Source organism: Pseudomonas tumuqii (assembly GCF_013184545.1).
Taxonomy (GTDB): Bacteria; Pseudomonadota; Gammaproteobacteria; order Pseudomonadales; family Pseudomonadaceae; genus Aquipseudomonas; species Aquipseudomonas tumuqii.
The window spans coordinates 119,273-131,336 of record NZ_JAAOJA010000007.1 but is presented as its reverse complement, the minus strand read 5'-3'; the positions used below and the strand labels follow the sequence as shown (position 1 = coordinate 131,336).

Genomic DNA, 12,064 nt, shown 5'->3' with positions numbered 1-12,064 from the left:
CTAACTACCACCTTGCAGGATTCAGTAAATTTATATCCAGCGAACTAATACTTGCCGGCACCCTTGGTGATTTTATGGCTGAGGCCTTTATTATATTCTCGAGTTGCGCGGCGTTCTCAACGCCGACTATTAGCTTGTCGACACATGGTTCTGACTGCACAAAACCTAGACACGCAGCAACAGGATCGAGCTTATTCGATGCCAACCAGCTATCCCACTCAGCCCAAAGTTTTTGCCAGCGCATGAATTTTTCTGGACGCAGAGCCGCCGGCATTAGCAATAATCCCTGCATAAATACCGAGCGCACATGAACTTCTATATTCTGGGCTTTCAGCTTCGCAAGCCAACCCGAATCTATCAATCGACGATCAAGAACATTCAACGGGGCCTGAACCAAATCAAGTTCCATAATATCGCAAAGACTACCAAGCTCATCTGGCTGGTATATAGAGACGCCAACTTTTTTTACTAACCCCTGCTGTTTCAATCGTTCAAGAGCATGTATCAAGGCAGGCCCGGAACGCTCCAGAAGCTGCTGAGGACGATGTAACAGCAGCCCATACACGTTACTGACACCCAGCCGACTCAATGAGCCTTGTAGTTGCCGTTCGACCCAGGATTCAACATCCGTTTCACTCTCCGGAAGCGCTGGTAGCTTTGTAATTACTTGCCAACCGTCAACCCCGATACTGCCCAATGCCTGCTCGCTGTCGCCATAGGCTATAGCAGTATCTAACGTATCAATACCATTACACTTGGCATATGAAAGCAGATCGACTGCTTTTTCCGTGCTTATTTTTCCGCTGCTGTTAGAAATGCCATAGTTGAGCCCAAACTGCGCGGTTCCAAGCGCTAGCTTCATGCCGATAACACCTTATAAAGAGCTGCAACGACCTGATCTTGCTGCTCATAAGTCATTCTTTGGAACATCGGTAAACTGATAGCTTCGCTGTAGTAAGTTTCTGCATATGGAAAGTCTCCCGCCTTAAACCCCATACGCTGGTAGAACGGCTGGGTATGCACCGGAATGTAGTGCAGATTTACGCCGACCCCTTGCTCGCGCAGCATTTCAAACACTTGGCGATGGGTCTTCTGAACCCTGGAGAGCTGCAGACGAATCACATAAAGGTGCAATCCCGAATAGCTATCCGGGTGTTGCCAAGGACGCGTAATTGGCAACTCAGCCAATAATTCATCGTAACGTCGGGCAAGCTGATGGCGACGAGCGACGTATTCATCCAGGCGTTCCATTTGGCTTACACCCAAGGCTGCCTGCAATTCGGTCATGCGGTAGTTAAAGCCGAGATCGACCTGCTGGTAATACCAAGGACCATCCGATTCGTGAGTCATCAGTGTTGGGTCACGGGTAATTCCGTGGCTGCGTAGCAGGGCCATTTTGTTAGCCAGTTCGACATTGTTGGTCAACGCCATGCCGCCTTCGGCGGTAGTGATGATCTTTACTGGGTGGAAGCTGAACACGGTGATATCGCTATAGCGGCAGTTACCGATGAAGTCACCTTGGTATTTGCCGCCGATGGCGTGGGAGGCATCCTCAATAACCTTGAAGCCGAAGCGCTGCGCCAGTGCATGGACAGCCTGCATGTCGCAGGGTTGCCCGCATAGATGTACCGGCACCACCACTTTGGGCAAGCGCCCTTCGCGCTCAGCCTGCTCAAGCTTGCGTTCGAGCGCCTGAGGGCAAAGGTTGTAGGTACGCGGGTCGATATCCACGAAGTCGATCTGCGCGCCGCAGTACAGGCCGCAGTTGGCCGAAGCAACGAAAGTAATCGGGCTGGTCCAGAGCAGATCACCAGGACCAAGGCCCAGTGCCAGGCAGGCGATATGCAATGCAGAGGTGGCACTGTTGACCGCCAGCGCATGCTCGGCACCGACGTGTCGCGCCACGCTTTGCTCGAAACGCGGCACCATCGGGCCTTGAGTCAGGAAATCGGATTGCAACACCCCCACAACTGCATCGATATCCGCTTGGGTAATGTCCTGGCGACCGTAGGGGATCATGGATCAGATGCTCCCAATCTTTTCGCGATTCTTGTCGATCCAGGCCTGTAGATCCAGATCACTCATCCACTCCGCATTGTTGTCGCTGGAGTACATGAAACCTTCTGGCACCTTCTTACCGTTCTTGATCCGCTTTTCGCAGGTTGCCCAATTATTGATGGTCGGCAGTATTTTGAAATGCTCAGGATATTCGTAGGTGTAGTAGGCGTCTTCGATGCTGATCATCTGCTCATGCAGCTTCTCGCCGGGGCGGATGCCGACTATTTCCTGCTTCGCTTCTGGAGCAACCACCCGAGCGAGGTCGGTCACCTTCATGGAAGGGATCTTTTTCACGTAGATCTCACCACCTTCCATGTCCTTGAAAGCGTGCCAAACTAGTTCGACACCCTCTTCGAGGGAAATCATAAAACGGGTCATACGATCATCGGTGATAGGCAATACGCCCTTATTTTTAATCGACATGAAAAATGGGATTACCGAACCGCGCGACCCCATGACGTTGCCGTAACGCACCACCGCAAAACGAGTGTCATGCCCACCGGCATAAGAATTGCCGGCGACGAACAACTTGTCGGAAGCCAGCTTGGTTGCACCGTACAGGTTGATCGGGCTGCTGGCCTTGTCGGTAGACAATGCCACCACACGCTTGACTCCTTTATCGATACAGACATCGATCAGGTTCATGGCACCGTTGATGTTGGTCTTAACACACTCGAAGGGGTTGTACTCGGCAGTTGGGACAATCTTGGTCGCGGCGGCATGCACGACATAGTCGACACCATCCAGAGCACGATACAGGCGGTCTTTATCGCGAACATCGCCTATGAAGAAACGCACACGTGGGTCGCCTTCGAATTTCTTGGCCATATCCCACTGTTTCATCTCGTCACGCGAGAAAATGATGATTTTTTTCGGATTGTATTTGGCCAGAGTCATCGGAACGAAAGTATTACCGAAGGAGCCAGTACCACCGGTGACGAGAATAGTTTGGTTAGTGAGCATTTGGTCAATTCCGCTTAAGTTAAACTTTAAAAATGAATTCTATAGGGTAGGTTTAAATCTCGGCACCTACGAGCGGGTAGCTAATTAAGCTATCCAAACCCCTCTAGTATCAACGATTTTACGGCCTCGAAGCGCAGCCACAGGAATATCCTTAAATACCTTATGGTCTACCAACAACACCAACACGTCAGATTCGGCCAGTGCTTGATCAAGACTTTTCAGAACCAGTTTTTTACCTGCTAGCTTAACCGGTAGTTCTTCAATGTTTGGCTCAACCGCCAGTACACAACCGGGGTGGGTGGCGGCAATATTCTCGGCAATCGCTAAGGCAGGGCTTTCACGCAGATCATCTATATCAGGTTTAAAAGCCAAACCAAAACAAGCAATGGTCACATCCAAAGCTGTCTTCTCTGGATTTTCCTGCAAGAACTCAGCCACTGCCAACTTCACCTTGTCATTAACCCAGAGCGGTTTGCCGTCGTTAACGTCGCGCGCTACGCGAATAAGCTTTGCTTCTTCTGGAGTGCTGCTAACAATAAACCAAGGATCCACAGCGATACAGTGCCCGCCAACGCCAGGCCCGGGCTGCAATATATTGACGCGTGGGTGCCGGTTAGCCAGACGAATCAACTCCCAAGCATTGATATCCAGCTTGTCACAAATAATCGATAGTTCATTGGCAAAAGCAATATTCACATCACGAAAGCTGTTTTCAGTGAGTTTGCACATTTCCGCAGTCCGCGCATTGGTAATTACGCACTCGCCTTCCACGATGGTTTTGTAGAGCTTTACCGCCGCCTCGGAGCATTTGGCTGTCATGCCTCCTATCACTCGGTCGTTCTGTACCAGTTCGCGTAGCACGTGGCCAGGAAGGACTCGCTCCGGACAGTGAGCAACGCGAATGTCGGAAGCTTCTCCATGGGACTGCGGAAAGGTCAAATCCGGACGCGCCTCAGCCAACCAGACAGCCATCTGCTCTGTGGCCCCCACCGGAGAGGTAGATTCGAGGATGACCAGGTCGCCTTTCTTCAGGACTGGCGCAATAGCCTTACTCGCTGACTCGATATAGGAGAGATCCGGTTCGTGATCGCCCTTGAACGGGGTCGGCACTGCAATCAGAAACGCATCTGCCGGTTCTGCCTTGGTTGTCGCACGCAAATAACCTTCGGTAACGGCAGCATGCACCACCATGTCCAGATCTGGTTCGACAATATGGATTTCACCGCGGTTGATGGTATCCACCGCCCGCTGATTGACATCGACGCCAATCACTTTCTTCTTGCGAGACGCAAATACTGCCGCAGTAGGCAAACCGATATAGCCCAGGCCAACGACGGAAATGGTTTCAAATGGCATGCTTCTTCCTATGATCTGATAGCGGGTAAAGAAACCCGCCCTTACCCGGCCCATTCTTTTAAAAAACTGGGAATTTAATAATCTAATGCTAACGAATGTTGATTAACGTCTCGATGATGCGTGCGCAGGCCTTGCCATCACCATAAGGATTATGGGCAAAGCTCATGCGTTGGTAAGCGTGAGTATCCGTTAACAAGGTATGTATATTGCTGCTGATTGCGTCTACTTCGGTGCCTACCAGTTTGACGGTACCTGCTTCGACTGCTTCCGGCCGCTCGGTGGTGTCACGCATGACCAGCACGGGCTTACCGAGAGACGGTGCCTCTTCCTGAATACCGCCCGAATCGGTAAGGATCAGATAGGCACGATTCATCAGGTAGACAAAGGGCAGGTAGTCGAGCGGCTCGATCAGGTGGATGTTGTCGACACCTGCCAGCAGCCGATTAACCGGCTCGCGCACATTGGGGTTGAGGTGCACGGGGTAAACGATTTCTACATCAGGAAAGGCTTTGGCCGTATCAACCAAGGCTTGGCAGATGCGCTCGAAGCCATCGCCAAAACTCTCACGACGATGGCCCGTAACAAGGATTATCCGCTTGTCGCCTGGCAAGAAGGCGAACTGCTCTTTGAATTGGCGCTGCAGGCTTTCGGTGGTGTCCAGCTTTGCAACTATCTCCAATAGAGCGTCGATCACCGTATTACCGGTAACGTGAATTGCAGCCATATCCACGCCTTCATTCAACAAGTTCTGGCGAGAGGTATTCGTAGGGGCAAAATGTAGAGCAGCCAAAGCGCCGGTCAGCTTGCGGTTAGCCTCCTCCGGCCAAGGGGAATAGAGATTACCCGTACGCAGCCCTGCTTCAACGTGAGCAACCGGGATCTGGTGGTAATAGGCCGCCAATGTCGTAGCGAAGGTCGTAGCCGTATCTCCATGTACCAAGACGATATCCGGCCGAAACTCACTGAAAACCGCCTTCATCCCTTGCAGGATGGCAGTAGTTACATCGGAGAGATCTTGCCCTGGCTTCATGATGTTCAGGTCATAGTCGGGCTTCAACTCAAACAGATCGAGCACCTGGTCGAGCATCTGCCTGTGCTGACCGGTAACGCACACCTGAGCCTCGAAGCGCTCATCGGCGGTAAGCGCCAGAGCGAGCGGAGCCATCTTGATGGCTTCGGGGCGCGTGCCGAACACGCAAAGGGTTTTTAAAGACATTAAATTACCAATACAGCCAATTTTGATCGGGACGTTTAGGGAACCCTGGGGAGCGCAAGCATTGCCCTGAGGTTGGTCGCCTACAACGATGGATTTATCTTACGCATTAGAGGGCTTGCGGCATTTCCTAGTCCGCGTGGACCGAACAAACATCAGAGCGAATGGCGCACGCAGTCCGCTCAAAAACCAAAGGCATCGCGCCGGGGCGGCCCTCCTACAAGAGCGGTGCAGCACATGCCTGTATGCGGCTTGCATCTCAGACACGCTACCGCCCCAGGATTTACCGTTGGTTTCCTGAGAACGTCGCAATCTTCAAATTTTACTGGCGTCGCCAGGGTGTTGCCTTGATCTCGGCCAGTGCCGAGACTTAATCAGTTCTTGACGATGCTTACCAGCGGCATGCTGATCTGGTGCTGGCGGTTGAGCATATTGAGCAGCAGTATCACCCGCTGCTCGCCATCCATGGCCACGAAGATGGCGTCCAGCTCGGCAAAGCCACCTTCGGTAATGCGCACGCTATCCCCTGCTTCGAGGGCCGGTTTAACGGGTGCTGTCGTGCGTTGTTGCAGGTGTTCGACCAAGCTGTCGTCGAGTCGCAGCGGTATGCCGCCGAAACCCACGATGCGAATGACCCCACGAGTCGAGCGCAGGGGTGCCCAGTTGGCATCTGCGGCCAGCTTAATGAATAGATAACCTGGGAACAGCGATTCGACGATGATTTGTCGACGGCCACGCACTATCCGCTCGCAGCTGTGCTGCGGCCGATAGCAGGCATAGCCCTGGCGCAGCAGGTTTTCTTCTGCGCGCTCATCCTGGCGGGACTTGCAATGCACGAGGTACCAGGCCGGGGCCGTACCTGCGATGCAGGGGGTAGTTGTGGCACTTACATTCATATGGGTATCAAGCAAATCGGCGCAGCATCTACAGACCGACAGTTCACTCCTGTTTGCACCTGGCTTGGTTGGGCCGGGTGCAGGATCTGTTCCGACCTGGCCAGCCGTTAGGATGGATAGGAAGGTTTTTTGGCTGTTGAGGCCACATTTATATTTGTCGCCAGGTGCCGGTTAGGTGGCGGCCTGCTGGATCACCAGAATGCTGGATCGCCAGCGAGCTGGCTCCTACAAAGAGCCGTATTCTTCACGGCTTACTGCATTTTCCACATCCCTGTGGAGATAACGAATATCGCCAGCAAGCTGGCTCCTACAGTTAGGTATCGCTTGTGCCGCTGGGGATTGATAGCTCCAGGTTGCGTTGGGCCTGCTTGTAGAGCGCCTTGAGGCGTTCGCCGAGTTCGTGTTTGGCGCTGGTTTCACCATGGACGATGCGCACTTGGCTGGGCCAGTCGCGCATGCGGGTGACGAAACCCAGCAGGCCTTTCTGATCCGCATGGGCTGAATAGCCGCCTATGGTATTGATTTTGGCGCCAATCTTGTAGCGCTCTCCGTCTAAATCGACGTAACCACCGCGCTCACCATACATCTGGATCGCTCGGCCGGGCGTGCCTTGTGCTTGGTAACCGATGAAGAGTACGTCATGTCGAGGATCGTGGAGCATGGCTTTCAGATAATTGACAATTCGACCACTGCTGCACATTCCGTTCCCGGCGATGACGATGGCCGGACGAGCGGTTGCTGCCAGGTGGCGCACCATGGCCAGATGGGTTTGGTGGCTGTCGACGGTTAGCAGTTGCTCGAAGCCCAGCGGGTTGCGCCCCTGCTTGACACGCTGCAGGGCCTCGTTGTCCCAGAAGGGTTTCAGTTCGCGGTAGACCTGGGTGAAACGGCTGGCCAGGGGGGAGTCGAGAATGATGGGTAATTTGGGCCAGTCGATCTCTACCTGGTCGCTAATATTGGCTTTGCCCTTGGCCTCTCCCCTCACCCCGGCCCTCGGCTCGGGCATCCTGCTTCGCCCTACCTCCTGCATCCATGCAGTCGTCTCCCCTGAGGGGAGAGGGGGATTAACAGCGGCTCTGTTTCCTTGCCCCTTGTTAAGGGCATCGAGTTTTTTGCTGTGGATGATGTCTTCCAGCTCGTAGAGCAGCTCCTGGGTGCGGCCGATGCTGAAGGCTGGGATCAGTACGGTGCCGTTGTTGGCCAGGGCTTGTTCGATGACGCTTTCCAGACGCTGGCGGCGGGTGCGACGGTCTTCGTGCAGGCGGTCGCCGTAGGTGCTCTCGATCACCAGGAGGTCGGCGCGATACGGCGGCTTGGGGGCTGGCAACAGCGGCGCATGCGGCGCGCCGAGGTCGCCGGAGAAGACGATACGTTTCTTCTCGCCGGTCTCGGGGTAATGCAGATCGATCTCTACATAGGCCGAGCCGAGGATATGCCCGGCGCGCTGCAGGCGGATGCGGCAGATCAGGCTCGCGCTTTCGTGCAGGCTGAACCAGGTTTTGTAGGGCAAGGCGATGATGCGCTGCTCGATCAGCTTGATGTAACGCTCGACCTGCTTCTGATCGCGACTGAAGCCGAGCTTGAAAGCGTCTTCGAGCACGATGGGCAGCAGCTTGGCCGAAGGCTCGCTGCAGAGAATAGGCCCCTTGAAACCGGCGGCCAGTAGATAGGGAATGCGCCCGACGTGATCGATATGCACATGGGTGGCGACCAGGGCCTTGATCGTGTCCAGAGGGAATTCGATGGCCAGGCGGTCGGCAGCGGACTTGCCTTCAGCCGAGGTTTCCGCGCCCTGGAACAGGCCGCAGTCGATCAACAGGCTGTGCTTGGCGTCCATCAGCAGTTGATGGCAGGAGCCGGTCACGCCGTCTTTGGCGCCGTGGTGGAGGATGTCGGGGTAGTCCATGGGGTCGATCCGTGTTAGTCCGTTAACGATGGCCGGCGGTTAGAGCGTTGCCGGCTGCGGTCCATTGCTTGTGTCTGAAACCTTGGTGCGCACGGCGCACCCTACCGTCAGGATGTCATCAGCCCTTGCACACAGATCGCCGGAATGCCGGACAACTGCAAGGACTAGGTGTCCCCATCTGGGCGCCCTCGACTAGGCGTCCCCCTGGCTCCTACAAGTTGTATGCAGGCTCTCGCTCTCGAGCAGCGTGCACCAGGGCAAAAGTCTCAGGTTTACGCCGCAGCATATTGCGTATCAGGGCGACGAACAAACCGAGCATTCCGCCGAGCACCAACCCCAAGGCCAGTATCAGGGCCTTTTTCGGCTTGATCGGCTTGAGGGGCTGCATCGCCAACTGATCGACGGTGACCAGCTTCAGGGTTGAAACATCGACGTTGAGGTTGCGCAAATGTGCAGCCTCTTCACGCCAGATGGCCAAGTCCTTGAGAAACAGGTCTTCATTTTCCCGCTTATTGAGCACTTCGATCTGACGATTGTTCGCCAACAACTGCAATTCCTTGGCGATCTGCGCGACGCGCGGCTCGGTGAAGTCATCGGAACGGCGTTGCAGCAAGGCATTGCGTTCGGCCTCGAGCGCTTCGCTGCCCATGAAATAGAGCGGTATCTGCTGGCTGTTCACCTCGGTGCGGATCACGCTGCCCTGCACAACCCGATCACCCTCGCCCAGAGCCGATGGCGTGGTCGGTTTGGCAATGCCAAGGGCCATGGCAATCCGTGCGGCTTCGTCCAGCTGGACAATACGGTTGTCACGATGGGTCTTGAGTTGTTGGCGCAAGGCTTTGAGCTCATCTTGCAACTGTGCGCGCTTGAGGCTGTCGGCCTCGAGCAACGCGGCAATTCTCGATTCTTTAGTCGCCTCATATCTGGCACGCGCAGCAGCTGTCTGCAATTCGAGCTGGTTCAGGCGGTTCTGAATGACCACGGCCAAGTCAGCGGCGATGCGCTCACGCTCACGCTGAAGACTGTACTCGACCAGGCCATTGACCAAGGCGACGCCATCCACACCCTCAGGGTAAGTCAATTGAATGCCGACGTAGGCGCTCAGGTTATCGGTCTTCTTCGGGTCGGGTTGGAACATCTTGAAGGCTTGCTGGTTGAAGCTTTCGAAGGTTTGCTCGAGGCTGCGACTGGGCCGACGCAGGCTTTCGAACAAGCCCTGGTTGGCGCGAAAGAACTCAAGGCGACTTTCGTAAGACTCCAAGGTGGCGCCGACACGCTGCATGGCCTGGCTTGGCGTGAGCTCGTAAACGCCGCTACGGTTAAGCGCATCGAGGTCTTTGATCAACGCCGGACGCAGCACGCTTTGCACCTGGTATTCAGGCGTGGCGAGGAAGGCATATGCCGCCGCCAGCAGGCCGACCAGCAGCGTGACAGAGACAATCAGTAGCTTTTGCTTCCAGAGCGCACGAAATAGCGCAGCCAGGTCGATTTCATCACTGGAGAATTGCGGCATCGCGGAGGTAATTGCATTCACGATCAAGATCCATCTTCTAAAAGGGCATCACTAATGCGCCAACAGGCGGACAACGATCCTTGGGCTGTTGTCCGTCTCAGCCATTGATTGGGGGCATCAGGGTTTGCGCCAATCCTGCCAGCAGTAATTGCGCGGCATTGTGCCACCACTAAACGACATTACAAGTCTTGACCACGATTTTGCTGCCACGGACGGACAGATTGGGGCTCAGCACTGCGCGTTGCTGTCCACGTAAAACGCAGGTATTGACTGAAGGTCATGGTGGCGCCGTTGGCCTGACAATTGACGGCACCACTGCGTGCTACGGGGTCTGTGGATATGCAATGCCCGCAACCCCACAGATCCCGGATAAGCCTTGGCATAATCTGGGAGGGCAGCGTTCATTCAGCAATCGTATGCGCGACCACCTTTGCGTAGCTCAATGCAGTCCGGGGAATATGGTGGTCAGGCAAATTAATTCCCAGAGCGCATCCGAACCACATGACTGGTTTTGCACTTTGCCATGTGCCTTAACCTTTGTTCGCAAGCACCTGCGATCTCCCGGCAACCACAATGCATCAAGTCTTGGCGGCGCGCTTTCTCAGCATCAGGCGAATCAACGCGACAAATACGCCGAGCATGCCGCCCAGCACCACACCCAATGCCACGATCAGGGTTTTTTTCGGCTTTATGGGCTGATCCGGAACTTCGATATCCCCGTCTTGCCGGAAGACCGCGACGTTGCCCGGATCAACACTCACACCCGCGAATAACTGATATCGCGCTTCCAGGTTACGCAGCTCTGGGATGAACGGATCATCGGATGTACGCGCCAGCAGCACTTGCATTTCAGCGCGCAGAGCCTTGGCACCACGCATGTACATCAAGCTGCCATCCATAAAGGAGGAAAGCTCGCTGTCATTTGAAACTCGCCCCGTTATGACGGGAGGATTATCCAGGCCTATTGCCTCGGCAACCGTCAATGCCTCTTGCAATTGCCTGGTGCGGTCATCTCGGCGAGCTTTGGCACTAGCACGCTCGGACTTGATTTGCTGCTCGATATTGCGAGCCTGTACCGCAAGTTCGCGCTCCGAGTTCTGCAGCATTTCATTCAGTGACCGCTCAGCCACCTGATCGATATATTGCTTCGCCCAGGTTGACGCCAGTTCGGGACTGTAGTGTTCGACAACGATGGAATAGCGGTCGGGCTGGTTTTTATCCGGCGCCTTGACGCTGAATTTTTCACTAAACGCTTTATAAAGACCATCCTGAGAGCCGGAGCGCTGCGCATCACCCAGGGACGGCAAGTAGACTTCCCTGAAAAAATGACGGCGGGACTTCTCGGACTGCAGGTTGCGGGTAAATACCGCATATACATCGCTAACCGAAAATGGCTTCAAGCCATCCCCACCTGTTCGGCCCAGGCTGAAGCCGGCAATGTCGCTGAGAGAAGGCGGCAGCACAGCGGCACGCGCCTCATAAACCGGCTTGCTGAAAAAGGCATACGAAGCTGCACCCACCGCGAACACCAAGGTAATCAGGACTATCAGCCATTTTTGCGTCCACAGGCCGTAGAACAGTTCAACAAGATCAATTTCATCATCACTATTGGCTTGGCGCGGGTATGTTTGTTCGGTCACTGTAGATCCATCTTTTGTCAAAAATTCGATTGCTCAAACGTAATGCCACTCGCATAGCAGAGGGCTTCGCAAGGGGTGCATTCTGCCAGCAACGTCATGCAATACAAGCCCCTACCGACCGGTCGCTTGACCCAATCGAGGGTTGCGACTGCTCCCCTGAAATGCCTTCGCTGACCAACAGGCTTTAAACGGAAAAGCTCTCAATACGAATAACTTAATTAACCCGCTAGCTGAATAGCGTGGGCATTTTGCCATTCCTCACTTGGCGATTCCCATTTTAAATACTTGGGATTCCCGTCCATTGGTATAGCCCTGCCCTCGCCTGGTTCTGCTAATAGGGGCTGCGCGCAGGGCGCGAGCAAGCCTACAGAACGGCGTCGAATGCATAATCTGGGGTAATTAGTAATCCGTAGGGTGTCATTCGCCGAAGGCAGTGCACCACTGGTTCGGCGGCGAGGCGCAAAAGCTGGCGGGTTGTCGTTGCGCTTCTAGCAGAATGCTGCTGCGCTTTTTCACAAC

Annotated in this window: 9 protein-coding genes; all 9 read right to left on the bottom strand. The window is 54.7% G+C overall.

Translation table 11 applies throughout. The features are described 5' to 3' along the window. Positions 1 to 4 precede the first annotated feature (4 nt). A complete protein-coding gene (locus G9C89_RS14620) occupies positions 5 to 862 on the bottom strand; it encodes an aldo/keto reductase (protein ID WP_178115559.1) in 858 nt (285 codons plus the stop codon). After that, positions 859 to 2,019 (bottom strand): UDP-4-amino-4,6-dideoxy-N-acetyl-beta-L-altrosamine transaminase, encoded by a 1,161-nt coding sequence (pseC, locus tag G9C89_RS14615; RefSeq protein WP_172149223.1) that lies wholly within the window; start codon positions 2,017 to 2,019, stop codon positions 859 to 861. Before pseC ends, G9C89_RS14620 begins: the two co-directional genes overlap by 4 nt. A gap of 3 nt (positions 2,020 to 2,022) precedes the next feature. Then, positions 2,023 to 3,021 (bottom strand): UDP-N-acetylglucosamine 4,6-dehydratase (inverting), encoded by a 999-nt coding sequence (pseB, locus tag G9C89_RS14610; protein ID WP_172149213.1) that lies wholly within the window; start codon positions 3,019 to 3,021, stop codon positions 2,023 to 2,025. Between the two features lie 84 nt (positions 3,022 to 3,105). After that, positions 3,106 to 4,377 (bottom strand): UDP-N-acetyl-D-mannosamine dehydrogenase, encoded by a 1,272-nt coding sequence (gene wecC, locus G9C89_RS14605; protein ID WP_172149203.1) that lies wholly within the window; start codon positions 4,375 to 4,377, stop codon positions 3,106 to 3,108. 88 nt (positions 4,378 to 4,465) lie between these two features. Next, the gene (wecB, locus tag G9C89_RS14600) at positions 4,466 to 5,593 is read right to left on the bottom strand and encodes a non-hydrolyzing UDP-N-acetylglucosamine 2-epimerase (RefSeq protein WP_172149201.1); all 1,128 of its coding nucleotides are present in this window, start codon (positions 5,591 to 5,593) and stop codon (positions 4,466 to 4,468) included. A 371-nt stretch (positions 5,594 to 5,964) separates the two neighbouring features. Then, a complete protein-coding gene (gene rfaH, locus G9C89_RS14595) occupies positions 5,965 to 6,486 on the bottom strand; it encodes a transcription/translation regulatory transformer protein RfaH (protein ID WP_172149199.1) in 522 nt (173 codons plus the stop codon). Between the two features lie 313 nt (positions 6,487 to 6,799). Beyond that, positions 6,800 to 8,392, bottom strand: a complete 1,593-nt coding sequence (locus G9C89_RS14590; protein WP_172149197.1) for an MBL fold metallo-hydrolase — start codon at positions 8,390 to 8,392, stop codon at positions 6,800 to 6,802. A 211-nt stretch (positions 8,393 to 8,603) separates the two neighbouring features. After that, positions 8,604 to 9,926, bottom strand: coding sequence for a Wzz/FepE/Etk N-terminal domain-containing protein (locus G9C89_RS14585; protein WP_315852819.1), 1,323 nt, complete (start codon positions 9,924 to 9,926; stop codon positions 8,604 to 8,606). A 557-nt stretch (positions 9,927 to 10,483) separates the two neighbouring features. Continuing rightward, positions 10,484 to 11,545: an LPS O-antigen chain length determinant protein WzzB gene (locus G9C89_RS14580; protein WP_172149195.1), complete on the bottom strand. Its 1,062-nt coding sequence runs from the start codon at positions 11,543 to 11,545 to the stop codon at positions 10,484 to 10,486. Positions 11,546 to 12,064: the final 519 nt, after the last annotated feature.

Bases quoted from the DNA above. Each gene is read 5' to 3' on its own strand.
- G9C89_RS14590 (WP_172149197.1), bottom strand. From the start codon at position 8,392: ATGGACTACCCCGACATCCTCCACCACGGCGCCAAAGACGGCGTGACC.
- pseC (WP_172149223.1), bottom strand. From the start codon at position 2,019: ATGATCCCCTACGGTCGCCAGGACATTACCCAAGCGGATATCGATGCA.
- G9C89_RS14620 (WP_178115559.1), bottom strand. From the start codon at position 862: ATGAAGCTAGCGCTTGGAACCGCGCAGTTTGGGCTCAACTATGGCATT.
- wecB (WP_172149201.1), bottom strand. From the start codon at position 5,593: ATGTCTTTAAAAACCCTTTGCGTGTTCGGCACGCGCCCCGAAGCCATC.
- wecC (WP_172149203.1), bottom strand. From the start codon at position 4,377: ATGCCATTTGAAACCATTTCCGTCGTTGGCCTGGGCTATATCGGTTTG.
- pseB (WP_172149213.1), bottom strand. From the start codon at position 3,021: ATGCTCACTAACCAAACTATTCTCGTCACCGGTGGTACTGGCTCCTTC.
- rfaH (WP_172149199.1), bottom strand. From the start codon at position 6,486: ATGAATGTAAGTGCCACAACTACCCCCTGCATCGCAGGTACGGCCCCG.